Below are 24,908 nucleotides of genomic sequence, written 5' to 3'. Positions count from 1 at the left end.
CTGCTGAGCAGTGGCCCCGGCCCTCGTTTGTGTCTCGCGTGTGTGTCTCGATGCCCTGCGGGCGGGGGTGCCCCGCCCGCAGGAAGTGGATCAGCGCGGCAGCTGCGGGTCGTCCGGGCGCGGGGTGCGCGTCCGGGGCTCGTCGTCCCTGATGACCTCGCCCTGGACGACCTTGCCGTCCGGGCGGTGCATACGGGCCTGCTGGAAGGCGTCGCCAAGGCCGCCGGGGGTCGCCTCGCGCACCTTGCGCTCGAACGTCCGCTCCGCGTACCGCCCGAGCGCCTTCTGGACCGGCGGGATCAGCAGGATCAGGCCGAGCGCGTCCGAGATGAGGCCCGGCAGGATGATCAGGAGGCCGCCCAGCATCGTCAGGGCGCCGCCGCCACCGCTGGTCTCCGGGGCGGGCGTCAGGCCGCTCTGCTGCTGTTGCACCGCCTCGCTGAGCTTGCGGAAGGCCCTGCGCCCCGCGCGCTTGATCACCGCGGAGCCGAGCACGAGGCCGGCGACCAGGAGCAGGAAGACCACGAGGCCGCTCGTGGCCCCCGCCACGACCGTGAGCAGCCAGATCTCGAGGACCAGCCACGCGGCGATGCCGAGCGGAAGGAACCTCAGGGGCCCGGAGCGCCGGGGCCGGGCAGTGCGATGGGGAGGCGGTGCGCCAGTCGTCATGCTCCCAGTGTGCCTGGGCCCGCCTCAGTCCGGGATAAGGGGATGATCAAGAGGGCGGGCCGGGAACCGTGGGCCCGCCGCGAGGGCGGGCCGGGAGCGCCGTCCTCAGGGCTGCTTGCGGCCGACGACGCGGCCGACCCGCTCCCCCACGCCCCAGGCGGTGACCCGCCACAGCGCCTCGACCACGATGTTCTGGCTCATCTTGCTGTCCCCGAGCTCCCGCTCGACGAACGTGATGGGCACCTCGACGACGTGGTAACCGGCCTTGACCGCACGGCGGGCGAGGTCGACCTGGAAGCAGTACCCCTGCGACTCGACCTCGCCGAGGCCGAGGCCCTCCAGGGTCTCGCGGCGGAACGCGCGGTAGCCGCCCGTCACGTCCCTGATGGGCACGTCGAGCAGCAGCCGCGAGTAGGTGCTGCCGCCGCGCGAGATGAACTCCCGGTACTTGGGCCAGTTGACGACCCGGCCGCCCGGCACCCAGCGCGAGCCGAGCACGAGGTCGGCGCCCTTCAGCGCGGTGAGCAGCCGGGGCAGCTCCTCCGGCTGGTGCGAGCCGTCGGCGTCCATCTCGATGATGACGCCGTAGCCGTTGTCGAGACCCCAGCGGAAGCCCGCGAGATAGGCGGCGCCGAGGCCTTCCTTGCCCTTGCGGTGCAGCACGTGGACGTGGTCGTCCTCGGCCACCAGCTCATCGGCGATCTTGCCGGTGCCGTCGGGGCTGTTGTCGTCGGCCACCAAGACGTGCGCGTCCGGCACGGAGGCTCGCACCCGGCCGACGATGGACTGGATGTTCTCCGCCTCGTTGTAGGTCGGAATGATCACCAAGGCCGTGCCGAGCGGGCCGAATTCTCTCCCCTGGTCCCCTGATTCGGAGACCCGACCGCCGTCGTTCACTACTGCCCCTTCGTTCGTACGCAGAGGACCACCATAGTGGCCGCGGCCTGCGCCGCAGCGGCGGCACGGAGGTCGGGGCGGAAGTACCCGAGATGTACCGGGTCGCACCCGCTCCGGGACGTTCGGGACGTACTGCGGATCGGGGCCCGGCACCCTTCGGGCCGACCTGGGACCCGCTGGCTGCGGATCGACCGAGAGCCGTTGTCTACTGAGCGTCCGGGCCCCACCCGGGTCACACCTGCCGATCGGCTGATACGTTCCCTCGCCTCCGCGTCGCGGGCGCTGGACCTGGCTCCCAGTGGTGGTGCGCCGGTGCGGCACACCACCCATGACCCAGCGGCGTTCGACGACTGCGTGGAGGTTCGCCGGTCGGACGTCCTGTGGTGGACCCGGCCGAACCTACCCGCCGACGGCGGCTCTCTGTCAATAGCCATGTGACCTGGGGCTATGGCGTGGAGCGGCAGGTCAATGCCGAGGATTCCCAGGTCGTACGACGGACGGGCGGGCCGCGATCCGCGGCGCGCATCGCCGTGACATCACTCGTCCGGCCCCACGAAGACCGGCCGCCCGCCCACCACGGTGCGCAGACAGACGGGGAGATCGGCGCCCGGCGTCAGGTCGGGCAGGCCGGGGGTACCGGAGCGCGGGTCGGTCGACCAGCGGGCCACGCGGTCGTCCGGGGCCTGCACCACCAGATCGGCGGTGCGCCACACGGCGTAGTCCGCGGGCGCGCCGGGCACCAGGACGCCCGCGTCGTCGCGGCCGACGGCCCGCCAGCCGCCGCGCGTGTGGGCGGTGAACGCCGCGCGCACCGAGACGCGGTGCTCGGGCGTGTGGTGGAAGGCGGCGGCGCGCACGGTGCCCCACGGGTCGAGCGGGGTGACCGGGCTGTCCGAGCCGAAGGCGAGCGGGACGCCGGTGCGCAGGAGGGCGGCGTACGGGTTGAGGGTGCGGGCGCGTTCGGCGCCGAGGCGCTGGGCGTACATGCCGTCGTCGCCGCCCCACAGCGCGTCGAAGGCGGGCTGGACGGAGGCGGTGAGGCCGAACTCGGCGAAGGCCGCGATGGTCTCGGGGGTGAGCATCTCGGCGTGCTCCACGCGGTGCCTCGCGGCGCGGACGCGGGCCAGGCCGACCGTCTCGGCGGCCGCGCGCATGCCGTCGGCCACGGCGCCCACGGCGGCGTCCCCGATGGCGTGGAAGCCCGCCTGGAGGCCCGCCTCGGTGCAGGCCACGACGTGGGCCGCGACGTCGGCGGCGTCGAGGTAGGCGGTGCCGGTGTGGGCGACGTCGGTGTAGGGATCGTGCAGGCAGGCCGTGTGCGAGCCGAGGGCGCCGTCCACGAAGAGGTCGCCCGCGGCGCCGAGGGCACCCAACTCGCGGGCGCGCGCGACACCTTCGGCGCCCTGCTCCGCCCAGTAGCCGACCACGCGCGGGCCCGCCTCCGCCGCGGCGAGCCGCAGCAGGCCCGTGAAGTCGTCCTCGTCGGAGATCTGCGGGCCCGCGCACTCGTGGACCGAGCCGATGCCGAGGGACGCGGCGCGGCGCAGGGCGGCGCGCTGGGCCTCCGTGCGCTGCCGGGGCGTGATCGCGGCGAGGGCGGCGGCGCGGATGCCGTGGTGGGCGTCGCCGGTCAGCGGGGCGTCGGGGTGGAAGCCGGTGCGTTCCGTGATGCCGGGGACCAGGTCGAGCAGGGCGGTGGTGGCGACCGCCGAGTGGACGTCGATGCGGGACAGGTAGAGCGGACGACCACCGGTCGCCTCGTCGAGTTCCGCGCGCGTGGGCGGGCGGCCGCCGGGCCAGCGTGCGGCGTCCCAGCCGTGGCCGAGCAGCACGACGTCGTCCGGCCGCGCCGCGGTGTGTTCGCGTACGAGAACGAGCGCTTCGTCGAGCGAACGGGCCCCTGTCAGATCGAGTCCCGTCAGCGCGAGGCCGGTGGCGGTGGTGTGCACGTGGGCATCGGTGAATGCCGGGGTGACCAGGCACCCTTCGAGGTCGACGACCTCGTCGACGCCGTCGGCGAAGGCGTCGGCCGCGCCCTCGGAGCCGACCCAGGCGACATGCCCGCGCTCGACGACCATCGCGGTCGCGAACGGGTCGGCGGGGCTGTGGACCTCTCCGCCTCGCAGCAGCACGGTGCGGTGGTCCTGGGGGGCCTGGGGGTCCTGGGAATGCATCCCTGGGGCGGTGCTCTCGCTCATGGGACCAGTCTCGCCCCTCGGGGCGGGCGGCCGACGCGGGGGTCGGCCGGTGTGCCGTGCGCGCGGTCAGACCTGCGGCGGACGCGCCTCGTACGGCGTGGAGAGGACGACCGTCGTGCGCGTGGAGACGCCCGCGAGGGCGCGCAGCCTGCTCAGCAGGTGTTCCAGTTCCAGCGGGGTGGCGACGCGCACCTTGAGGATGTAGTTCTCGTCGCCCGCGACGCTGTGGCACGCCTCGATCTCCGGGACGCCCGCGAGGCGTTCGGCGATGTCGTCGGGGGCGCTGGGGTCGAACGGCTTCACCGAGATGAACGCGGTGAGCGGCAGCCCGACGGCCTCGGGGTCGACGACCGCGGCATAGCCGCGGATGACGCCGCGCTGCTCTAGGCGTCGCACCCGCTGGTGCACGGCCGACGTGGACAGGCCCGTGGCCTTGCCCAGGTCGGTGTAGCTCATCCGCCCGTCCTTGACGAGCAGCTGCACGATCTGTCGGTCCAGCTCCTCCATGCGCCGAACCTACAGGGCTCTTGATCCCCCGGGATACCCGAGCACCCGAAGGGGGCGTCCGACCGGCGGTTTCCCGGGTCGCCGAGCGGCAACTCCGCACGGCATGTGACGAACGACACATCCCTGTGACCGTGTCCTTCGGGATGCAACGATTACGCCCACGACGGGACGGGAAGTGCTTGCTGTGGTCGAGGCCGCAGCGCCTTGTCGGCCCACCCAAGGGGGAGATTCCCATGCAGAATTTGAAGCGCCCCGGCCGGTCTGCCCGCAGCAAGCAGCAGCCGGTCGCCGAACCCGAGCCGGAGGGCGTCGAACCGGCGGACGACACGCTCGACGCCTACGACACCTTCGAGATGTACCGGGTCAACTGCCCCGACTGCGGGCAGCCGATCGCGCTCCTTGCCGACGAGGACGTCCTGCCCGAGCACGCGCTGTGCCCCACCCCGTGGAACCCGTTCGGGCTCACGGTCTGCGCCGGCACCGGCCGTGCGGCCGGCGACGCCGCGCCCGCCGACGAGTCGATGGAGGCTCAGGAGCAGGACACCGCCCTGCTCCTGACGCTCCCTCAGGGACTCGACTGGCGGACGCAGCCCTTCTCGCACGTGGGCGGTCCCGGCTCGCGCCCCATGGTCCGCGTGCCCCAGCAGCACCGGCCCGCCGCCTGAGCCACCGTCACCAGTAGCTGCCCTGCACCATGGCCGCCAGGCTGTCGTGGTGCAGGATCAGCATGTCCGCCTCCTCGGCGCTCCCCGGCACCTCGGCCTCGCCGAAGTGGACCTGGCGGTAGGCGACGCGCAGCATCACGACGGCGTGCCGCAGCGCCGCGTACAGCGTGTAGAAGTCCATGCTGCGCGGCGTGTGCCCGGTGAGCCGCGCATACGTCTCCTCGATGTGCTCGCGGCGCAGGAAGTCCGGCAGGCCCGGCTGCCCGAAGCTCTCCGTCAAGTCCTGGAAGAACCGGTGCAGATAGACGGTCCAGCCGATGTCGACCTCGCGCGGGGCCAGGGACGCCATCTCCCAGTCGAGGACGGCCACGGGGTCGAAACCGGCGTAGATGATGTTCCCGATGCGTGCGTCGCCCCAGTTGAGGACCGGGTCGCCCTCGTCGTCCGGCCACATCTCCTCGAGCCGGGCGAAGGCGCTCTCGATCAGCGGCGAGCGGGGCAGGCCGCTCACCACCCATGCGTAGTAGGCGCGTTGGGACGCGACGTGGCGGCGCAGTGGGGTGCCGTCGCCGGGCAGTGCGAGGAACTGCGCCTGCGACACCGGCACCTGGTCGTGCAGGCGGGCGATGATCCGGACCGACGCCTCCGCCAGGTGCGCACGCTCGGCGTCGCTCGCGGAGTGCAGCCAATTCCCCTCGTACGTATAGGGCATGACGTCCGGCGGCACCCGGCCCTCGACGCGTTCCATGACGAAGAACGGTGCGCCCAGCGGTCCCGGGTCCTCCTCCAGCCACAGCACGCGCGGCACCGGCACGTCGGTGTGCTCGGCGACGAGCCGCATCGTGCGGTACTGGCGCGGCATGTCGTAGACGGGGAAGATCGTGTACGCCGCCGGGTCGGCCGCCACCCGCAACGCGCAGGACTTCAGGGGCGGTTCGGGGTGCTCGATGGAGAAGAGCAGGGTCTCGCTGGACATGCCGTTGGACTCGGGGACGGTCACGTCGACCGCCTTGGCGCCGGGCAGGCGACTGCCGAGCCAGGCGGTCAGGCGGCGGGCGAGCTCTTCCGGTTCGCGTGTCGTGGTGCGGGGTCGGGGCGGCGTGGCCATGCCCGTGCTCCTCTCCCGGCCGCTCAGGGCGCGACCGAGTCGAATCCGGTGAACCCGCTCGGGTCGTGGCGGCCGAAGCTGCCGTGCTCGAAGATTCCGTAGCCCGTCCGCCCGTTGAGGGTGAAGCGGGCGGCGTGGTCGATGACGCCGTACGCGGCGAGCGGGTGGGCCGCGGGGTCCGCGAGGTCGTAGGTGCGCCGGTCGGTCCAGTCGCGGCCGCGCCAGGTGCCGTGCTGCCAGTCGTCGGCAGGCGGGTAGCCCGCGCCCACGGCGAGCGGCAGCGAGGCGAGGACCCGCACGTCGAGTTCCACGGGCTTGCGGTCGTCGGGGTCGGTGAGGTGGATGACGGCGCTCTCCGGGTGGCGGGTGCCCGGGCGGTAGGTGATGTCGGCCTGGGGCCAGCCGAGTTGGCGGTCGGGGTGGCCGTCGCGGACGAGGGTGGCGTCGTTCAGGGTGCGGTAGCCGTCCGCGTCCTCCTGGGCGATGACCATGAGGAAACGGTCGTCGAAGCGCACCGGGCACCAGATCCAGTGGAAGCCCTCGGTGGCGAACTCCTCCTCGAGGCGCCCGCGTTCCTCGCCCGGGATGGGCCGCACGCCCCAGCTGCGGTCGCGCGTGCCGGTCCACTCCCGCTCCGTCACCCGGATCTCCTCGGATCCGACGCGGATCACCCCGGCCGGGCGGCCCGCCTGGACGAAGCGGCGCCCTTCGAGGCTCAGCCGGTCGCCGCGGCGCTGGATGTGGTGCGGCTCCCAGAGCGCCGGGAAGTCGGCGGTCCAAGTGAGGTCGTACGTGAGGGAGTCCGGGTCGGCCGGGTCGGCGGTGCACTCCAGGCGCAGGCGGCGCAGCGGCTCGTCGACGGTGATGCGCAGGGGGCCGACGGAGAGGTTCATCCGGTCGTCGCCCAGGGCGTCGGAGGCGCGTACGGCGTGCAGCGTATCGCCGATGCGCAGGGTGGCGTACGCGTCGATGACACCGGTGTTCGGGTAGACGCCGAGGCCGAGGATGAGCAGCGCGCGGCCCTCGTGGTCGAAGAGGTGGAAGATGCACCGGTCGTAGGCGTTGCGGTCGCCCGTCGCGACGTGCTTCATCGACAGCGGGACCTGGTGCACGGGGTACTCGTCGAGCGGGACCGGACGGTCGTCTGCCACGGCAAACCTCCCTGGATGCACGGCAGTTCAGGGTGGCGGGAGGCGGTGCGGGCCTCCGGCGCGCAGATGACGGTACGTCAGATCAAGGGACGGAGCCAGACGCGTGTCAGGCCGCGTTCACGGGCCGCACCCCGGCCGTGCGCGCGCTGTTGCCGCGCCACGCGCGGGCCGTTCTCGTGCCGCGCGAGAGTCCGCCTCCGGCGCGCGGGCGGGGCCGTACAGCCGTCCACGCGGACGCCCGCACCGCCGCACGGGCATGCCGCGAACTCACGGTCGAATCCATGGAGCGGTGACTTCGACGCTGCGCCAGGCGTTGGCCCGGCATGACCCCCACGGACATGGGCCCGGCGCATATCCCCACCGGCCGCCGACGGCGCGCGCTGGTGGCGGTGCCCGCCTCCGCAGAATCGGTTCCCCAGCGGCCCCAGCGCCCCCCACAGGCACAGCCCCACCAGCCACCGCATCCGCCCCACGCGCCGGGGCACCCGTACCAGCCCCACGCTCAGCCGCCCGCGCAGCCGCACCCGCAGCCCGCGTTCCAGCAGCCGCACCTCCAGGACCCGCCGATCTACCGCGCGCTGATCCGCCACTGGTCCGACCGCGGCCGCACCCTGCCGGGACACCCCGACCCGGAGTGGGTCCGGCTCGCGGCGCCGCCGGTGCGGCACGGCCAGTTCGGCGCGGCCCTGGACCTCAGCGGGAGTCGGGACCCGCGAGGTGACGCGCGATGACCATGCGCTGGATCTGATTGGTGCCCTCGACGATCTGCAGCACCTTGGCCTCGCGCATGAAGCGCTCCACCGGGAAGTCCGCGGTGTAGCCATAGCCCCCGAGGACCTGCACGGCGTCCGTCGTGACCTTCATCGCGGCGTCCGTGCACAGCAGCTTGGCCATGGCCGCCTGCTTGGAGAACGACCTGCCCGCGTCGCGCAGCCTGCCCGCGGCCAGATAGAGCGCCCGGCCCGCCTCGATCTGCGTCGCCATGTCCGCGAGCATGAAGCGAAGGCCCTGGAAGTCCGCGATGGGCCGGCCGAACTGCCGGCGCTCGGTGGCGTACGACACCGCCTCGTCGAGGGCCGCCTGGGCCACCCCGATCGCGCAGGCCGCGATGCCGAGCCGCCCCGAGTCGAGCGCGGAGAGGGCGATGGCGAAGCCCTGTCCCTCGTCGCCGATGCGGCGGGAGTCGGGGACACGGACGCCGTCGAAGTTGATCTGGGCGGTGGGCGAGCCCTTCATGCCCATCTTCTTCTCGGGCACCGCGGCGTTCAGGCCCTCCGCGTCGCCCGGCACCAGGAAGGCCGTGACGCCGCGGGCGCCCTCGCCGCCGGTGCGGGCGAGGACGGTGTAGAAGTCGGCGATGCCGCCGTGCGTGATCCAGGCCTTGGTGCCGGTGATGACCCAGTCGTCACCGTCCCTGACGGCCTTGGTGCGCAGGGACGCGGCATCGGATCCCGAGGCGGGCTCGGAGAGGCAGTACGCGCCGAGGAGGCCGCCGCCGAGCATGTCCGGCAGGTGCTCGGCCTGCTGCTCCTTGGTGCCGTAGCCCCCGAGAGCGTGGCAGGACAGGGAGTGCACGCTGACGCCGAGGCCGACGGTCAGACGGGCGGCCGCGAGCTCTTCGAGGACCTGGAGGTAGACCTCGTACGGCTGGTCGCCGCCGCCGAATTCGGAGGCGTACGGCAGACCGAGCAGACCCGATTCGGACAACAGGGTGAAGACCTCGCGGGGGAAGCGCCCGGCTTCCTCTTCTTCCGCGGCCCGCGGCGCGATCTCGCGCTGGACGATGTCCCGGACGAGTGAGAGCAGATCCCTGGCCTCGTCCGTGGGCAGCTGACGGTCCACCGGCTGCGGGACTCCCTGATCGGGCATGTCGCTCTCCTCCCTGTGGGGCTTCGGCGGACGCCCGCGCTGGGTGGGGGCGGCGTCGCCGCGAAACGATGCCGGGCCGGGGTCTCCTTCCGGGTCACGGAAGCTGCTGACCAGCGGCTCTGGCGCGTTGAGTATGCCCGATCCGCGCCAGCCAGTCACTAGTTAACGACCGCTTACTCGAAAGATAGCCGAAGATCGACGGTCGCCCCTTAATTGGTACGAACCATTGACGCACTGGTCTAGTCCTCCTACTGTTCCCCCGAACGTCTTAACGCGTTCATGCCAAGACGCACACGCAGGTCCACAGCACCACTTCCCCCCTCCCTGTTTCCCCCCACGAGGAGACACGATGCTCAGACCGCACACCTCCCGCGCCTCCTTCCGGGCGCTCATCGCCACCGCCTGTTGCGCCGTGCTCGGCGCGGGCCTGCTGGCCGGCGCGGGCAGCGCCGCCGCCGGGCAGGACAGCGGCTCCGGCACACGGGCCGCCGCCGGTTCCAAGGTCGTCGGCTACTTCACCGAATGGGGCGTCTACGACCGGAACTACCACGTCAAGAACGTCGAGACGTCAGGCTCCGCCGACAAGCTCACGCACATCAACTACGCCTTCGGCAACGTCCAGGGCGGCAAGTGCACGATGGGCGACGCCTATGCGGCCACCGACAAGGCGTACACCGCTGACCAGTCCGTGGACGGCGTCGCCGACACCTGGGACCAGGATCTGCGGGGCAACTTCAACCAGCTGCGCAAGCTGAAGAAGAAGCACCCCGACCTCAAGGTCCTCTGGTCCTTCGGCGGTTGGACCTGGTCGGGCGGCTTCACCGAGGCGGCCAAGAACCCCGCCGCGTTCGCCCAGTCCTGCTACGACCTGGTCGAGAACTCCAAGTGGGCCGATGTCTTCGACGGCATCGACATCGACTGGGAGTACCCCAACGCCTGCGGTCTGACCTGTGACACCAGCGGGCGCGAGGCGTACAAGAGCCTGATGTCCGCGGTGCGTTCGAAGTTCGGCGCTGGCAACCTCGTGACCGCGGCGATCCCGGCGGACGCCGCGGACGGCGGGAAGATCGACGCCGCCGACTACGCGGGCGCCGCGCAGTACGTCGACTGGTACAACCCCATGACGTACGACTTCTTCGGTGCCTGGGACGCGAAGGGGCCGACCGCGCCGCACTCGCCGCTCACCTCCTACAGCGGCATCCCGAAGGAGTCCTGGAACTCCGACGCCACCATCAAGAAGCTGAAGGGGCTCGGCATCCCCTCCGAGAAGCTGCTGCTCGGCATCGGCTTCTACGGCCGCGGCTGGACGGGCGTCACGCAGAAGGAGCCCGGCGGCACCGCGACGGGACCCGCCGCGGGCAAGTACGAGCAGGGCATCGACGACTACAAGGAACTGAAGACCAAGTGCCCGGCCAACGGCACGGTCGGCGGGACCGCGTACGCGTACTGCGGGAACAACTGGTGGAGCTACGACACCCCGGCGACCATCGCGGGGAAGATGGACTACAAGAACCAGCAGGGCCTCGGCGGCACGTTCTTCTGGGAGCTCAGCGGTGACACGTCGGGCGGTGAGCTGATCAAGGCCATCAACTGACGCACCGTGGGAGAGGGTGGGGGCGGGAGCCGGTCGGCGGCTCCCGCCCTCCCGTCTCCCACCACCGCCCTTTCAAGGCCGCGCTCCGCGCCTTTCACTTCCTCATGGGCGCGGCGGCGCGGGATAGGAGGGCTCGAAGTCCTCGATCACGCGCAGGGTGTCGCCGAGGGTCCGTACGAGCAGGTCGCAGACCGTCTCACGCGGCAGGCCCTGGTGGCCGATCCAGTCCAGTGCGATGCCCTCGACGCTGCACAGCCAGCCGAGCAGCGCGGTGCGGGCGAGGCGCGGTATGTCCTTGCGGCCGTAGGCCCCTTCGGCGATCGCGCCGATCATCGCCTCGCGCACGCCGTCCCGTATGGCGTGCACCTCGGCGTCGAAGCCGACGCCGCCGCTGATGATGGTGCGGTACGCGGCCTGGTGGTGCTCGGCGTAGCGCAGATAGCCGTCGATGGTGCGGTGCACCCGCTCCGCGGGCGGCAGGTCGTCGTGGCGTCCGGCGCGCGCGACGAGGTCGGCGACGGAGTCCTCGATGATCGCCAGGTAGTAGCCCCGCTTGGACTTGAAGTAGTAGTAGATCAGCCCTTTGGCGACGCCTGCCTGCTTCGCGATGTCGTCCATGGACAGGGCGTCGTAGGACGTGTCGGCGAACAACTTCCGGCCGATGACGATGAGTTCGGCACGGCGCGCCGCGGAGCGGTCGGTGCCGCGCTGTTGACTATTATTCAATTTCGGCCCTAGTCTCCAACTGCCTCGGGATGTCCGCAGTATGGCAGAACGGTGCCACCTGCCGGTTCGGCTCCCGACGGCACTTCACGCACTCCCCTTACGCACGCTTACGCACAGGCACGACGTACGGGAGGAAGACAGTGGGCGCAGCACGCAACGCGTTACGCGAGGGCAGAACCAACTGGAAGAAGACGGCGGTGGTGGCCCTGCCCGCCGTCCTCGCCGTCGGCGTGATGGCCTCCGTGATGGCCGAGGGCGCGCTCGCCGCGTCCTTCGCCGTCTCCGGGACCAGCTTCCAGGTCTCGTCGGGCAAGCTGACCAGCGAGGGCCTGTCCTCGTACGTCCAGACCGACCGGGACATCGACGGCAAGGGGCACCCGGTGGCGCTCCTCGGGATCGGTGACGCCACGCTCTCCGACATCTGCCAGGCCGCCGAGGTCAAGACACCTGTCGGCACCGTCGTCTTCAAACTGACCGCAGGCGGCGACGCGGGCAACGTCACCGCGAGCAACCTCGTCATCGACGGCGAGGACCTGGTGGGCGACGCCCGCTTCGGCACCGCGCAGATCGGCCGGGACGCCTCCACCCTCGACGAGGTGCCCGGAGTCAAGGGCGAGAAGGGCAAGTTCGGGCTGCAGGCCGGGGACATCGAGGTCGCCGGGGTGAAGTCGCACGCCTGGTCGGCCACCGGCGGGAACTTCCGGCTCAAGGGCATGAAGGTCGATGTCAGCATCGGCGGCAAGAAGTGCTTCTGACCGGTGGCGGCAGAGCCGGGGTCAGGCCCTTCCGCAGGGACGGCGGCGGGTGGCTCGACCGCCGCCTGCCGTGGCCCGATCAGCGCCGGGTGGTGCGCAGATGGCGGCGCACCCGGCCGTTCTGGGGCGGCCTGCTGCTGATACTCGGCGGCGCCGAGCTCCTGCTCGTGCCGCTGTCACCGCTCACCGTCCTGGTCAGCCTGGGGCTCGGCGGGATCGCGGCGGTCGGCATCGGGATCGCGCTGTTCGTCGCCGGACTCTTCCTGTGGTTGCTGCCGCACACCCACCACTATGTGAGCGTCAACGCCCTGATCCTGTCGGTGCTTTCGTTCGCGGCCACCAATCTCGGCGGATTCCTGGTCGGCATGCTCCTCGGCATCGCGGGCAGCGCCATGGGGTTCGGCTGGAGCCCCGTGCCCGAGGACGCCGAGGAGGATCCGGACCGGCCCAAGGCGCGGGACGGGCAGGGTACGCGGACCCTGGCCGTGCTCCTTCCCGTGCTGATCGTCGCCGGGATCATGAACGGGAACCCGGCGAAGGCCGCCCCGTCCGCCGCCGACGCGATCGTGGCGCCGCGCGTGCCGCCGACCGTGACCACGACCCTCTTCGCGCCGCAGGGCTTCACGCTGGCGGGCGTCCGCGAGATCCCCACCGCGGACGGACCGTTGAAGGTGATGGTGCTGCGGATGAAGGCCGCCTCGCTCACGGACTACCGGCTCACCACCCGCGACGGCAAGGAAGAACTCGCCCTGGGCGCCGACACCTTGGACCTGAGCGGCTCGGTCACGCTGTATCTGACCAAGTTCAAGGGGTGCCTCGAAGGCATCCTCTGTCTGACCTTCACGCCCGACAAGCTGCCGGTGCCGCCCGTCGTACCGCCGTTCGTCTTCATGACGGACGTCAGCGCCGAACAGGCCCTGGTCACCTCGGACGTGATCGTGGCGGGCGGGCTCACCCTCAAGGCATCCGCGTGAAGGCCCCGGCATGAAGGGCCCGGCATGATCCAGATCCAGGCCGCCCTCTTCTGGGCGTACGCGATCGGTGCGACGTTCGCCGTCTCGGCGGGGCGGCAGCTGCAGGTGTGGGAGCGGATCAACGCGGGCGAGGGGCCGCGCACGCGCAGCAGGGCCGCCAATCCGTATCTCGCGCTCACCGCGCTGTTCGCCGCCGTCCTGATGGTGCCGACGGGCCTCTTCCTACTGTGGCAGAACCCCGCATGGGCGACCATGCACGTCGCGTCGGGGCACGAGGACGTCTGGGCGGGGTTCGTGCTGTTCTACGCGGGCGGGATCCCGGTCGCCGCGATCCTCGGGTTCCTGGTGGCGCAGTCGCTGGTGCTCGTGGGGGCGGGCTACTGGGCGTACCTGCAGTGCGTGGGCGGATACTTCCTGCTCTTCGGGACGCTGGTCCACGGGTGGGACGGCAGCGGCTACGAGCGCTTCCTCTCCCCCGGCGCGAAGGACTTCGCCGACTGGCCGAAGGACAGCGTCGTCAATCACGCCCTGGACTTCCTGACGTCCGGGACGTTCCTCGCGCTGCTGCTCTTCGGCGCCGCCGTGATCGGCACGATGCTGATGACCGAGATCGGCTGGCTCATGGAGGGGTGGTCGCTGCCGGGCGCCGACGAGGACCGCAAGGTGCCGCGGATCCTCGGCATCGCGATCGCGGCGGCCGGGGTCTACGGGCTGCCGTTCCTCGGCGCCGTCCTCGCCAGCGTGCTGGTGCGCCTCGTCGGCGGGTGGCTCGGGCTGCCGCTGTTCGCGGTGCTCGCGGGGGTCACGCTGCTGCACGGGCGCTCGCCGGTGCGGTGGCTGTACGGCCTGGTGGGCGTGCCGGGGCGGCACTGGCGGGCCGGTCTGGACGACGACGGCTACGCGAGCGGGGTCACAGCAGACCGGCCTGCGTGACGAGCATCGCGAGGACGACGACGAGGGTCCAGCCCGCGAGGTGCTCCAGGAGCTTCGGCCCGTCGTCCTTGGGACCGCCGGTGCGGGCCTTGGCGCGGACGGCGGTGGCAGAGGTCGCAGTCATGTCTTCTCGCTGACGTGTGTCTGGCAGTGGCTCCCCCACGGGGTCCCTCGCGGTGACTTCCCCCCGCGGGACCCCCTCCACCTTGCCAGCAGGAGGCACTCCCGCGGGAGAGACCTTGGTCACCCCACAACTCGGACGGATGGCCGCGCGTCTAAGTACCCACGACGGGGTATCTCCCCCGTCCGTTCGCCCGTGCACCGTACGACCGAGAGGTTCCCGATGAGCACGAACCGGACGATGCCCCGCCGCAGAGCGCGGCTCGCCCTCGCGGCCGCGATCACCGCCGCTGCCGCCCTCACCGCACCGGTATCGCAGGCCGCACCGGCCACCGCGGAGAAGCCGTCGCCCGGCGCGCCCGGCCTCGGCGACCCGCTCTTCCCGCTCGACGGGAACGGCGGCTACCGGGTCGAGCGCTACTACCTGGACTTCGACTGGCAGGCGCCGAAGACGCCCTTCGAGGCGACCACGACGATCAAGGCGCGGTCCACCCAGGCGCTCTCCCGCTTCAACCTGGACTTCGGCGGCAACACCCTGCACAAGGTGACGGTCAACGGCTCCCCGGCCGCCACCTCCCGCACCGGCGACGAGCTGACCGTCACGCCCAAGTCCCCGATAGCCAAGGGCGGTTCGTTCACCGTCAAGGTCAGCTACACCGCCGACCCGACCCAGACCAGGCACCGCGACGACGCGATCGAGGACTACGGCTGGATCCCCACGCCCGACGGCACCGTGCTCTACCCCCAGCCGAACGGCGCCCGGCTGATCTTCCCCGGCAACGACCACCCGAGCCAGCGCGCGCCGATCACCTTCCGCATCACCACGCCGGGCGACCGCACGGCCGTCGCCAACGGCAGGCTGGTCTCGCGCACCGAGCGCCCCGACGGCCGGGTCCGCTGGACGTACGACTCCGAACAGCCGCTCTCCACGCAGCTGGTGCAGCTGGCGGTCGGCAAGTTCCAGCTGGTCGACGGCGAGGGCCCCGGTGGCCTTCCGCTGCGTGACGTCGTCCCCGACGCGCTGGTCGAACCGACGGCCGCGTACCGCAAACTCACCCCCGACCACCTGAAGTGGCTCGAGGAGCGGCTCGGCCCCTATCCCTTCAACCGCTACGGCATCCTCGTCGGCGACACCGACCTCGGCGTGGCACTGGAGACGCAGACGCTCTCGCTCGTCCCGAAGGCCGACCTGCTCGGCAACCAGGTCGACGCCGAGCGGAACATGGTGCACGAGCTGACCCACCAGTGGTTCGGCGACAGCGTGGCCCTCAAGAGCTGGTCCGACCTGTGGGTGAGCGAGGGGCACGCCCGCTTCTACGACCGGCTGTACTCCGAGGGGCACGGCGGCGAGAACTTCGAGGCCACCATGAAGGCCGCCTACCAGGCCCACGACCAGTGGCGGCGCGACTACGGCGCGCCCGCGGAGCCGACCGAGCCGAACCTCTTCAAGCGCATGCGGTACGACGGTTCCGCGCTGGTCCTGTACGCGCTGCGGGAGAAGGTCGGCGACGCCACGTTCCGGAAGATCGAACGCGCGTGGGTGACCGAGTTCAAGGGCCGTACGGCGGGCACGCAGGACTTCGTCGACCTGGCGTCGAAGGTCGCGGGCGAGGACCTCGACGGCTTCCTGCACCCGTGGCTCTACGGCGCCAAGACCCCGCCGATGCCGGGACACCCGGACTGGGTGGTGGACCCGGCCAGGTGAGGGGTGGGCGGGCGCCGCGCAGGTCGGCGCAGGTGCCCGCCGTCCGGCCGCCAGGGCGGCGAGGCCCCCTCCCCGGCCGGCGGCGGAGGGGGCTTCGCGTCGCTCGCGTCAGCGGATCCCGACCGCCGCGAGCGCCTTGCGCTGGGCGGTCGAGAGCTTCGTCGGGAAGTACAGGTAGCAGACGCCGCCCGTGCCGGAGACGACCTTGCCCGAGGCGTTGTAGCGCTTGGTCCTGAGCCAGATGTTCTCCCACTCGCGCCGCTTGTAGACGCGGCGCACCGCCGGGTCGGACGGGGACGCGGGGTCGTTGGCGATCACGTCGCCGGTCGCGGTGAAGCCGATGACCGTCATCAGGTGGCCCGCCGTGCCGTAGCCGGCGCCGGTCAGTTCCTCCTTGCGGAAGGACTGGGACGTAATGGCCGGGATGCCCGCGGCGATCAGCGACTCCAGTTCCGTGAGGGAGGCGAGGCGGGTCACGACGCCCTGGAGGTCCCGGTACGTGGCCGCGTACGCCGCGTTGAACGGCCAGTTGCCGCAGCCCTCGTACTGGTAATCGAAGGTGAAGCGGGCCGCGTGGCAGACCTGTGGATCGGCGTAGGAGGGGTCGACCCAGGCGAGGTCCTCCGCGGTGGGCTTGCGTCCCCAGTACTCGATGATCATCTGCGAGGAGGTGGGGCTGCACCAGGCCTCGCCGCCGTTGTCGTACTCCGGGTACTGGCCCGCGTGGATCTCCTGCGAGTAGCGCGGGACCGTCAGTTCCTTGGCGAGGCCCGGGGACGACGCGGGGACCGTGAAGCGGTCGGGGATCGCGGAGGCCATCGCGCCGAGCCGCCAGACCGTGGGGGTCGCGGTGCTGCCCGGCGTGCGGTACAGCGTCAGGCGCAGCTGGTAGGAGGTGATCCGCAGGCTCGTGGTCGTGTCGTTCAGGGAGAGCGTGTCCGTCCAGACGGTGGACTTGCCGTCGGTCTGGTCGTCGACCGAGGTCCGCCGGATGTCGGTCTCCTTGTCGTCGCCCGAGGTCCAGCGGCCCATCACGTACCAGGGGGTCTTGGTCTTGTCGGAGTACGTGCCCCGCAGCTCGACCTGGAGCCAGGTGCCTTTCGGGGTGCGCGCGTTCCAGGAGGCGATGGCCTCCGTCGCGGGCACGGTGGAGCGGTGCACGGGCGCCGTCCACCGGGCGTACTCCCAGGTGGCGGTCCTGCCGGTGTGCGGGTCGGTGTAGTCGGTGCGGCCCGCGGCCTTGGCGATCCGCAGGCCGGGGCGGCTCCCGGCGACGGCGGTGGTGCCCTCGGCGGTGCCTTCGCGCCAGTCCTCGTACGAGGTCCAGAAGCGGTTGTCCACGAGCCGGTCCGCGCGCGGCGGGCGGGCGGCGGACCCCGCGCCTGCCAGGGCGGGGCTCGCGGTCACCGCGAGGGCGGCCACCGCGGCCGCCGTGGTGAGCACGGTTCTGCGGGACATGTCATCTGCTCGGTCAGCTCGGTCCATGGCGGGACCCCCAGTCGACGTGGTCTCCGGCGGGGTGCCGGAAGGGTCGGAACAGGTGCACGGAAGTGGGCCAACTATGGCCGGTCCCGGCCGACTTCTGCCAGCGCTTCGGGCACTGCCGCGCGCATCATTATTGGCCTTTACCAATGGCATGACCTGCGGCGGCGCGCGGAACACCTGCTTCCGCGGTCGTACGCTTGCGGGTCATGACCAGGCACCCGCGACCGCACCCGCGCCCAGGACCGCACGCCGCGCTCCCCCGCCTCGCCGACGCCCTGCGCCGGCTGCCGCCCTCCTGCGGCCCGGTCCGGCTGATCGCCGTGGACGGGCACGCGGGCTCGGGGAAGTCGACGTTCGCGCGCGGGCTCGCCGACGCGCTCGGCGGGGCGCCCGTGCTGCGGCTCGACGACATCGCGAGCCACGACGCGCTGTTCGACTGGACGGAGCGGCTGCGGCGGCAGGTCCTCGCGCCGCTCGAACGGGGCGAGACGGCGCACTATGCGGCGTACGACTGGCACGAGCGCCACTTCGGACCCGCCGATCAGGTGCTGCCGCCCGCCCCCGTGGTGATCGTCGAGGGGGTCGGCGCGGGCCGTGCGGCGCTGCGCCCGCACCTCGCCCAGCTGATGTGGATGGATGTGCCGCGCGAGGAGGCCTGGGCGAGGGGCCGCCACCGGGACGGGGCGGTCCAGAGTGAGTTCTGGGACGGCTGGGAGCCCAGGGAACGCCGGCACTTCTCCGAGGATCCTTCACGGCCGTTCGCGCATCTTTTGGTGCGACAGGGCCCAGAGGGATACGAGTTGCTTCAGGGCCCCACTGAGACGCCAGTCGGGACCCAAGTCGTCACACAGAGTTAAGGATCATCGGCGGTCCGCTGAACCCCCGGAAAACCACTTCCACTTGGCCCTGCGAGTTTCGGCGAGTGCCCCAACTCGGCTTGACCCAGGGGCCTTACAGGACTTACGTTCTGAATGTGCGGTCTTACGAGGCCGCCCGCAGACGCGAAGCCCCCGGTTGTTCCCCCGTGATCGGGGGCTTCGTTCTGCCTCCGGGGCCCGATTTTCGGACGCCGCCAGCGGCCATTCGCTCACCCTCGGTCACCATCGGACCCCCTGCTTTCCGGCCCCGCGCGGCCGATCCCGCGGTGCGGCACCCTACGGCCGACCGCTCCCCCGCAGGTACGATGCCACTCGGTGCGCCTTTCGGACGGCTGCAGCTCTGCGCACCGGATCAACTCCCGTCCGCAGCACGGCGGTTCAGCGAAGTGGCCGACGGGCACCACCCGGCGGTACGCACACGGGGGCACGGTTTGTGGGGGACGTGATGGACTTCGACGCGGTGGGCTCACCCGCCCCGGCCGACCTCGCCTGGCTGAGGGGCGTCGACGCCTACACGATGGGCGCCTATCCGCAGGCGGAGGAGGAGTTCCGCACCGCGGTACGGATGGATCCCGGGATGGCCGACGGCTGGCTCGGGCTGCACGCGCTGCGCATCGACACGACGACGGCTTTACTGCGGATGTTCCAGCACAGGGACCGGTTCGGGGAGCAGCGCGCCCGGCACACCAGGACCCTCAACTCCTGGTACTGGCTGGGATGGTGGGTCCAGCCCGTCCTGGAGAGCACCCGCGACCTGCTGCTCGCGCACGCCTCGCACTGGCTGGACGGACGCCATGTGCCCGAGCTCGACCGGGCGCTCGCGGGCCTGCCGCCCGTCGACGCGGACCCGCAGGTGCGCTTTCTGCACGCCTGCCGCTCCTACCTGGTCAAGGACTGGGAGCAGCTGGTCCGACACACCGACCCGCTGATCGACGACCCGATGCTGGGCATCGAGGCGGGGCTCTTCGGCGGCATGGCACGGGTGCGCCTGGAGATGTACGGACAGGCCGAACCGCTCCTGTCCGCCGCCCTGATGCGCTGCCGCAGCGAGCAGCCGCAGCGCAAGGAGCTGCGCTACTGGCTGGCCCGCGCGCACGAGGGCACCGGGCGCTCGGCGGCGGCCCTGCCGCTGTACCGCGCCGTGCACCGGGTGGATCCCGCGTTCATGGACACCTCCGCGCGGCTCGCGGCGATCGCCGAGGGCGACGGGTACGACGAGGCGGCCGACCTGGCCGCCGCGATCAGCCTGGCCGGGGCGGGCCCCGATCTCCTCGAGGGGCCCGAGGGCATCGAGCCGCTGTTCGGCGCGGAGGGCCGCGACCTGAAGGTCACCGACCCCGAACCGCCGCCGGGCGGCGGGCCGCCCGGATCCTCGGGCCCCACGGGCCCACCCGGATCTGCCGCTCCCTCCGGGCCCTCCGCATCCGACACGGTCCGCGAGAAGGCGATCATCCCGATCAAGGCGGGCCTGCCGCAGCTGCCGTCGGGCCCCACCGACCCCGCGCTCCTGGAGGCCGCGCTCGCCGAACTCGAGGGCATGGTCGGCCTCGAACCGGTGAAGCGACAGGTCAAGGCGCTGTCCGCGCAGCTGAACATGGCGCGGCTTCGGGCCGCCCAGGGCCTGCCCGTCCAGCCGCCGAAACGACACTTCGTCTTCTCCGGCCCCTCCGGCACCGGCAAGACCACCGTGGCCCGCATCCTCGGCCGGGTCTTCTACGCACTCGGACTGCTCGGCGGCGACCATCTGGTGGAGGCGCAGCGCGCCGATCTGGTCGGCGAGTATCTGGGCCAGACCGCCGTGAAGGCCAACGAACTGATCGACTCCGCGATCGGCGGCGTCCTCTTCGTCGACGAGGCGTACGCCCTGTCCAACTCGGGCTACGGCAAGGGCGACGCGTACGGCGACGAGGCCCTCCAGGTCCTCCTCAAGCGCGCCGAGGACAACCGCGACCACCTCGTCGTGATCCTCGCCGGCTACCCCGAGGGCATGGACCGGCTGCTCGCCGCCAACCCCGGCCTGTCCTCACGCTTCACGACGCGCGTCGACTTCCCCTCGTACCGCCCCTTGGAGCTCACCTCCATCGGCGAGGTCCTCGCGGCCGACAACGGCGACGTGTGGGACGAGGAGGCCCTCGACGAGCTGCGCTCCATCAGCGGGCACGTCGTCGACCAGGCGTGGATCGACGAGCTGGGCAACGGCCGCTTCCTGCGCACCCTGTACGAGAAGAGCTGCGCCTACCGCGATCTGCGCCTGTCCGGCTACCCGGGCGAGCCGGACAGGGACGACCTGTCGACGCTGCGCCTGCCGGACCTCATGCAGGCGTACGGCGAGGTGCTCTCGGGGCGGGGGCCGCAGAACCCGTCCGGCATCTGAGGACGCGCTGCGCGGGGCCCCGCCCCGGGGCCTCAGCCCACCAGGGCGCCGTCGCGTGCCTCCTGGGCCTTGCGGGGCACCGCGACCCGGTGCGCCGGGTCGCGGACCTCGCCGACCAGGAGTTCCAGGACGTCTTCGAGGGCGACCAGGCCGAGCACCTTGCCCGACGCGTCAGCGACCTGCGCCAGATGCGTCGCGGCGCGGCGCATCACGGTCAGGGCGTCGTCCAGCGGGAGTTCGGCCCGCAGGGTCGTCATCGGCCGCCAGACCTGCTGCGGCACGGCGCGGTCCGTCTCCTCCAGGTCCAGTACGTCCTTCACGTGGAGGTAGCCCATGAAGGCGCCGTTCTCCGCGCGGACCGGGAAGCGGGAGTAGCCGGTGCGCCCGGTGAGTTCGACGACCTGGCCCGGGGTGACCGAGGGGCCCACGGTCACCAGTGACGCACGGTCGAGCAGCACGTCCGTCACCGGGCGCGAGCCCAGCTCCAGGGCGTCCTCCAGGCGCTCCTGCTCCTCGGGGTCGAGCAGGCCCGCCTGGCCCGAGTCCTCGACCAGACGGTTCAGCTGTTCACTGGTGAAGACCGCCTCGACCTCGTCCTTCGGCTCGACGCCGAAGAGCTTCAGGACGACCCTGGCGCACGCGCCGAGCGCCACCGTCACCGGACGGCACAGCCGCGCGAAGGCGACCAGGCCGGGGCTGAACCAGAGCGCGGTCTTCTCCGGCGCCGCCATCGCGAGGTTCTTCGGGACCATCTCGCCGATGACGAGGTGGAGGAAGACGACGACGGCGAGCGCGATCACATAGCCGAGCGGATGGATCATGCCCGCGGGCAGATGGGCCGCCTCGAAGAGCGGCTCCAGGAGATGCGCGACGGTCGGCTCGGCGACCGCGCCGAGCGTCAACGAGCAGACGGTGATGCCGAACTGGGCGGCCGCCATCATCTGCGGCAGATGCTCGAGGCCGTACAGGACCTGGCGGGCCCGCTTGGACTCCAGGGGCTCGATCTGGCTGCGGCGTACGGAGACGAGCGCGAACTCGGCGCCCACGAAGAAGCCGTTGGCCAGCACGAGCAGGACGGCGAACAGGAGTTGGAGCAGGCTCATCGGACCGCCTCCGCGACGGCGGCGTGGGCCGGGGCCTCGGACATGGCGACGATCCTGACCCGCTCGGCGCGGTAGTGCCCGACCTGGCGCACCGCGAGCCGCCAGCCGGGGAGTTCGGCCCGGTCGCCGGGGGCGGGGATGCGCCCGAGCAGACCGGCGACGAGTCCGGCCACGGTCTCGTACGGCCCCTCGGGCACGTCGAGTCCTATACGCCGGAGCGTATCGATCCGGCAGCTGCCGTCGGCGTCCCACGCGGGCCTGCCGTCCTCGGGCGGCGCCACGCAGAGCTCGGGCAGATCGTGCAGGTCGTGCTCGTCGCGGACCTCGCCGACGAGTTCCTCGACGATGTCCTCCAGGGTGACGACGCCCGCCGTGCCGCCGTACTCGTCGACGACGACCGCGATGGGCTGCTCGCTGCGCAGCCGCTCCAGCAGGGGCTGCACGGGCAGGGTCTCCGGGACGAGCAGGGGCGACTGCGCGATCCGGCTCACGGGGGTCCGCAGGCGCTCGTGGGCGGCCACCGCGAGGGCGTCCTTGAGGTGCACCATGCCGACGATCTCGTCGATCCGCTCGCGGTAGACCGGGAAGCGGGACAGACCGGTGGCGCGGGTCAGGTTCACCACGTCCTCGGCGGTCGCCGACGACTGCAGGGCGCTGACCTTCACGCGCGGCGTCATGACGTGCTGCGCGGTCAGCTCGCCTAGCGAGAGGGTGCGGACGAACAGGTCGGCGGTGTCCTGCTCCAGGGCACCGGCCTGCGCCGAGTGCCGGGCCAGGGAGACCAGTTCGCCGGGGGTGCGGGCGGAGGCCAGCTCCTCGGCGGGCTCGACCCCGAGGGCGCGCACCAGGCGGTTGGCGACCCTGTTCAGGAGGGAGATCACCGGGCGGAAGAGGCGCGCGAAGACATGCTGCGGGCCCGCGACGAACCGCGCGACCTGCAGCGGCCTCGACACCGCCCAGTTCTTGGGCACCAGCTCCCCGATCACCATCTGCACGGCGGACGCGAGCAGCATGCCGACGACCACGGAGACACCGCCGACGGCGCCCTCCGGGATGCCGGTCGCCGTGAACGGGCCCGCGAGCAGATGCGCGAGGGCCGGTTCGGCGAGCATGCCGACGACGAGCGAGGTGATGGTGATGCCGAGCTGGGTGCCGGAGAGCTGGAAGGACAGCTCCTTGAGGGAACTGACGACTGTGCGGGCCCGACGGTCGCCGTCGGCCGCGGCCTTCTCCGCTTCCGGGCGTTCGACGGTGACGAGGCCGAACTCGGCCGCCACGAAGAAGCCGTTGGCGAGAATCAGCAGGAATGCCGCCCCGAGAAGCAGCAGGGGGACTGTCATGCCGCCGCCTCCCCGGTCGTGCCGGTCCCGGTATGTCGGGAGGGGGCGGCGCAGGTACTACAGGACGATCCGTCCATCGCCGGAGGGAGTCACTCCTCGGGTAGCAGGAGCCCCTGGGGGCCGGGCGGGCCCGTCAGGGGCGGGGCGGCACACCATGCGTGCCCCGCCACCAGATTAATCAAGACCGGGCGCGGAGCGTCAGTCCCCGCGAGCGGTCCGGGCGTCGGCGAGCGCGCGCAGGGCGCGGGCGTCGCCGATGGCCTGCTGCCGTGCGATGCCCGGCTGGATGCCGAGCACGGGCAGGCTGGTGCCGTCGCTGAGGTTCAGGAACACCCAGGGGTCGCCGGGCCGGAGATTGACCTGCACGATCTCGGCCCAGGCGAGGCGCCTGCTGGTGGCGATGTTGACGACGGTGACGCCGGATTCGTCGGCGACGACCTTGGGCCTGCTGAGCAGCACGAGCACACCGCACAGCAGCGCGCCGGTGAAGACGAAGCTGGTGCGCTCCCCCGGGCTGAGCGTGGGCAGCAGGAAGGCGATGACCGTGAGGACCACGAACATCGCGGCGCCCGCGGTGAGCAGGACGGCCCGGGTGCGCGTCGGCCGGAAGGTGACGGGCAGGGCGGGCGGTGCGGAAACGTCGGACATGGCGGGGGTCTCCTGCCGGGTCAGAGGCGGCAGGCGTGGATGGCGGTGGTCAGGATGGCCCGTGCACCGATGGCGTACAGGTCGTCCATGATCCGCTGGGCCTCCTTGGCCGGGACCATCGAGCGGACGGCCACCCAGCCTTCGTTGTGCAGCGGGGAGATCGTCGGCGATTCCAGGCCCGGGGTGAGGGCGACGGCCTGCTCCAGGTGCTCGGCGCGGCAGTCGTAGTCCATCATCACGTACGACCTGGCGACCAGGACGCCCTGGAGGCGGCGCAGGAACTGCTCCACCTTCGGCTGCACGGCGTCGTCGGTGCCCGCGCCGGAGCGGCGGATGACGACCGCCTCGGACTTCATGATCGGCTCGCCGAAGACCTCGAGGCCCGCGTTGCGCAGGGAGGTGCCGGTCTCCACGACGTCCGCGATGACCTGGGCGACGCCCAGCTCGATGGCGGTCTCGACGGCGCCGTCCAGGTGGACGACGGAGGCGTCGACGCCCTGCTCGGCGAGGTGCTTGGCGACGATGCCCTCGTAGGAGGTGGCGACGGTCTTGCCCGCCAGGTCCTCGATGCCGTTCGCGGTGCCGGGCTTGGCGGCGAAGCGGAAGGTGGAGCGGGCGAAGCCGAGCGGCAGGATGGTCTCGGCGTTGGCCCCGGAGTCGATCAGGAGGTCCTGTCCGGTGATGCCGATGTCGAGCTTGCCGGCCGAGACATAGATCGCGATGTCCTTGGGCCGCAGATAGAAGAACTCGACCTCGTTGTCCGGGTCGACCAGGACGAGTTCCTTGGATTCCTTGCGCTGCTGGTATCCGGCCTCATGGAGCATCGCCGACGCAGGTCCGGACAGTGAACCCTTGTTGGGGACGGCGATGCGCAGCATGAGGTCGGATTCCTTTGCGTGATGGGTGAGTTGGACGAGCCGGTGACGCGGGGCTCAGAGGTGGGCGTACACGTCGTCGAGGGAGATGCCGCGGGCGACCATCATCACCTGTACGTGGTACAGGAGCTGGGAGATCTCCTCGGCGGCGGCTTCCTTGCCCTCGTACTCGGCGGCCATCCAGACTTCGGCGGCCTCCTCGACGACCTTCTTGCCGATGGCATGGACGCCCTTGTCGACCAGCTCGGCGGTGCGGGAGGTCGTGGGGTCGCCGTTGGCGGCCTTGTGCTGGAGCTCGGTGAAGAGCTCCTCGAAAGTCTTCTTGGACATGATG

At 71.6% G+C, this 24,908-nt stretch carries 24 protein-coding genes; 9 read left to right on the top strand and 15 right to left on the bottom strand.

Going from position 1 to position 24,908, the window contains the following annotated elements:
- Positions 1 to 90 precede the first annotated feature (90 nt).
- From fxsA to ACFWZ2_RS37835, 4 genes are all read right to left on the bottom strand, one after another.
- Complete coding sequence (gene fxsA / locus ACFWZ2_RS37850) at positions 91 to 669, bottom strand: FxsA family membrane protein (protein ID WP_384553718.1); 579 nt, start codon at positions 667 to 669, stop codon at positions 91 to 93.
- A 105-nt stretch (positions 670 to 774) separates the two neighbouring features.
- Positions 775 to 1,566, bottom strand: a complete 792-nt coding sequence (locus ACFWZ2_RS37845) for a polyprenol monophosphomannose synthase (protein WP_384553717.1) — start codon at positions 1,564 to 1,566, stop codon at positions 775 to 777.
- 536 nt (positions 1,567 to 2,102) lie between these two features.
- Complete coding sequence (locus tag ACFWZ2_RS37840; protein WP_384553716.1) at positions 2,103 to 3,764, bottom strand: amidohydrolase; 1,662 nt, start codon at positions 3,762 to 3,764, stop codon at positions 2,103 to 2,105.
- Positions 3,765 to 3,830: 66 nt separating this feature from the next.
- Positions 3,831 to 4,271 (bottom strand): Lrp/AsnC family transcriptional regulator, encoded by a 441-nt coding sequence (locus tag ACFWZ2_RS37835; protein WP_030789227.1) that lies wholly within the window; start codon positions 4,269 to 4,271, stop codon positions 3,831 to 3,833.
- Between the two features lie 233 nt (positions 4,272 to 4,504).
- Between ACFWZ2_RS37835 and ACFWZ2_RS37830 the strand changes: the two genes are divergently transcribed.
- On the top strand, positions 4,505 to 4,936 hold the full coding sequence (locus ACFWZ2_RS37830) for a hypothetical protein (RefSeq protein ID WP_384553713.1): 432 nt from the start codon (positions 4,505 to 4,507) through the stop codon (positions 4,934 to 4,936).
- Positions 4,937 to 4,943: 7 nt separating this feature from the next.
- Here the strand turns inward: ACFWZ2_RS37830 and ACFWZ2_RS37825 are convergent, their stop codons facing one another.
- Positions 4,944 to 6,044 (bottom strand): phosphotransferase family protein, encoded by a 1,101-nt coding sequence (locus ACFWZ2_RS37825; protein ID WP_384553711.1) that lies wholly within the window; start codon positions 6,042 to 6,044, stop codon positions 4,944 to 4,946.
- Positions 6,045 to 6,067: 23 nt separating this feature from the next.
- The gene (locus ACFWZ2_RS37820; protein ID WP_384553709.1) at positions 6,068 to 7,195 is read right to left on the bottom strand and encodes a hypothetical protein; all 1,128 of its coding nucleotides are present in this window, start codon (positions 7,193 to 7,195) and stop codon (positions 6,068 to 6,070) included.
- 323 nt (positions 7,196 to 7,518) lie between these two features.
- Between ACFWZ2_RS37820 and ACFWZ2_RS37815 the strand changes: the two genes are divergently transcribed.
- A complete protein-coding gene (locus tag ACFWZ2_RS37815; RefSeq protein ID WP_384553708.1) occupies positions 7,519 to 7,926 on the top strand; it encodes a hypothetical protein in 408 nt (135 codons plus the stop codon).
- Here ACFWZ2_RS37815 and ACFWZ2_RS37810 read toward each other — a convergent pair.
- Positions 7,889 to 9,064 (bottom strand): acyl-CoA dehydrogenase family protein, encoded by a 1,176-nt coding sequence (locus tag ACFWZ2_RS37810; RefSeq protein ID WP_384553706.1) that lies wholly within the window; start codon positions 9,062 to 9,064, stop codon positions 7,889 to 7,891. The genes ACFWZ2_RS37815 and ACFWZ2_RS37810 overlap by 38 nt on opposite strands.
- A 349-nt stretch (positions 9,065 to 9,413) precedes the next feature.
- Between ACFWZ2_RS37810 and ACFWZ2_RS37805 the strand changes: the two genes are divergently transcribed.
- Positions 9,414 to 10,658, top strand: coding sequence for a glycoside hydrolase family 18 protein (locus ACFWZ2_RS37805; protein ID WP_384553704.1), 1,245 nt, complete (start codon positions 9,414 to 9,416; stop codon positions 10,656 to 10,658).
- A 102-nt stretch (positions 10,659 to 10,760) separates the two neighbouring features.
- Here ACFWZ2_RS37805 and ACFWZ2_RS37800 read toward each other — a convergent pair whose 3' ends face one another.
- Positions 10,761 to 11,384, bottom strand: coding sequence for a TetR/AcrR family transcriptional regulator (locus tag ACFWZ2_RS37800; protein ID WP_384553702.1), 624 nt, complete (start codon positions 11,382 to 11,384; stop codon positions 10,761 to 10,763).
- Between the two features lie 233 nt (positions 11,385 to 11,617).
- Between ACFWZ2_RS37800 and ACFWZ2_RS37795 the strand changes: the two genes are divergently transcribed.
- From ACFWZ2_RS37795 to ACFWZ2_RS37785, 3 genes are read left to right on the top strand one after another with little or no spacing between them, the layout of a single operon-like run.
- The gene (locus tag ACFWZ2_RS37795; RefSeq protein ID WP_384553723.1) at positions 11,618 to 12,139 is read left to right on the top strand and encodes a DUF6230 family protein; all 522 of its coding nucleotides are present in this window, start codon (positions 11,618 to 11,620) and stop codon (positions 12,137 to 12,139) included.
- Entirely contained in the window at positions 12,130 to 13,113 is a 984-nt protein-coding gene (locus ACFWZ2_RS37790) for a DUF6114 domain-containing protein (protein WP_384553701.1), read from the top strand. The genes ACFWZ2_RS37795 and ACFWZ2_RS37790 overlap by 10 nt, the downstream gene beginning before the upstream one ends.
- Before the next feature lie 24 nt (positions 13,114 to 13,137).
- Complete coding sequence (locus ACFWZ2_RS37785) at positions 13,138 to 14,046, top strand: hypothetical protein (protein ID WP_384553699.1); 909 nt, start codon at positions 13,138 to 13,140, stop codon at positions 14,044 to 14,046.
- Here ACFWZ2_RS37785 and ACFWZ2_RS37780 read toward each other — a convergent pair.
- A complete protein-coding gene (locus ACFWZ2_RS37780) occupies positions 14,024 to 14,170 on the bottom strand; it encodes an SCO1431 family membrane protein (RefSeq protein ID WP_384553697.1) in 147 nt (48 codons plus the stop codon). The two genes, ACFWZ2_RS37785 and ACFWZ2_RS37780, sit on opposite strands and share 23 nt — an antisense overlap.
- 219 nt (positions 14,171 to 14,389) lie before the next feature.
- On the opposite strand from ACFWZ2_RS37780, the gene ACFWZ2_RS37775 reads away from it, so the two are divergent.
- On the top strand, positions 14,390 to 15,871 hold the full coding sequence (locus ACFWZ2_RS37775) for a M1 family metallopeptidase (protein WP_384553695.1): 1,482 nt from the start codon (positions 14,390 to 14,392) through the stop codon (positions 15,869 to 15,871).
- Between the two features lie 108 nt (positions 15,872 to 15,979).
- Here the strand turns inward: ACFWZ2_RS37775 and ACFWZ2_RS37770 are convergent, their stop codons facing one another.
- Entirely contained in the window at positions 15,980 to 17,329 is a 1,350-nt protein-coding gene (locus tag ACFWZ2_RS37770; protein WP_384553693.1) for a peptidase C39 family protein, read from the bottom strand.
- 233 nt (positions 17,330 to 17,562) lie between these two features.
- On the opposite strand from ACFWZ2_RS37770, the gene ACFWZ2_RS37765 reads away from it, so the two are divergent.
- Entirely contained in the window at positions 17,563 to 18,213 is a 651-nt protein-coding gene (locus ACFWZ2_RS37765) for a uridine kinase (RefSeq protein WP_384553691.1), read from the top strand.
- Positions 18,214 to 18,679: 466 nt separating this feature from the next.
- Positions 18,680 to 20,608: an AAA family ATPase gene (locus tag ACFWZ2_RS37760; RefSeq protein WP_384553689.1), complete on the top strand. Its 1,929-nt coding sequence runs from the start codon at positions 18,680 to 18,682 to the stop codon at positions 20,606 to 20,608.
- A 32-nt stretch (positions 20,609 to 20,640) separates the two neighbouring features.
- On the opposite strand, the gene ACFWZ2_RS37755 is transcribed toward ACFWZ2_RS37760, so the two are convergent.
- The 5 genes from ACFWZ2_RS37755 to ACFWZ2_RS37735 all read right to left on the bottom strand — a co-directional run bounded on the left by ACFWZ2_RS37755 (position 20,641) and on the right by ACFWZ2_RS37735 (position 24,904).
- Positions 20,641 to 21,711 carry a hemolysin family protein gene (locus ACFWZ2_RS37755; RefSeq protein ID WP_384553687.1) on the bottom strand — a complete coding sequence of 357 codons (1,071 nt, stop codon included), beginning with the start codon at positions 21,709 to 21,711 and terminating at the stop codon, positions 20,641 to 20,643.
- Positions 21,708 to 23,051, bottom strand: a complete 1,344-nt coding sequence (locus tag ACFWZ2_RS37750) for a hemolysin family protein (RefSeq protein ID WP_384553685.1) — start codon at positions 23,049 to 23,051, stop codon at positions 21,708 to 21,710. The genes ACFWZ2_RS37755 and ACFWZ2_RS37750 overlap by 4 nt, the downstream gene beginning before the upstream one ends.
- A 198-nt stretch (positions 23,052 to 23,249) precedes the next feature.
- Complete coding sequence (locus ACFWZ2_RS37745; protein WP_384553683.1) at positions 23,250 to 23,699, bottom strand: PH domain-containing protein; 450 nt, start codon at positions 23,697 to 23,699, stop codon at positions 23,250 to 23,252.
- A 20-nt stretch (positions 23,700 to 23,719) separates the two neighbouring features.
- The gene (hisG, locus tag ACFWZ2_RS37740; RefSeq protein WP_384553681.1) at positions 23,720 to 24,577 is read right to left on the bottom strand and encodes an ATP phosphoribosyltransferase; all 858 of its coding nucleotides are present in this window, start codon (positions 24,575 to 24,577) and stop codon (positions 23,720 to 23,722) included.
- A gap of 54 nt (positions 24,578 to 24,631) precedes the next feature.
- Positions 24,632 to 24,904, bottom strand: a complete 273-nt coding sequence (locus ACFWZ2_RS37735) for a phosphoribosyl-ATP diphosphatase (RefSeq protein WP_205039161.1) — start codon at positions 24,902 to 24,904, stop codon at positions 24,632 to 24,634.
- Positions 24,905 to 24,908: the final 4 nt, after the last annotated feature.

It is taken from the genome of Streptomyces sp. NPDC059002 (assembly GCF_042740435.1).
GTDB lineage: Bacteria > Actinomycetota > Actinomycetes > Streptomycetales > Streptomycetaceae > Streptomyces.
Note: the sequence above shows the minus strand (reverse complement) of the source record. Positions and strands in the feature narration are given on the sequence as shown.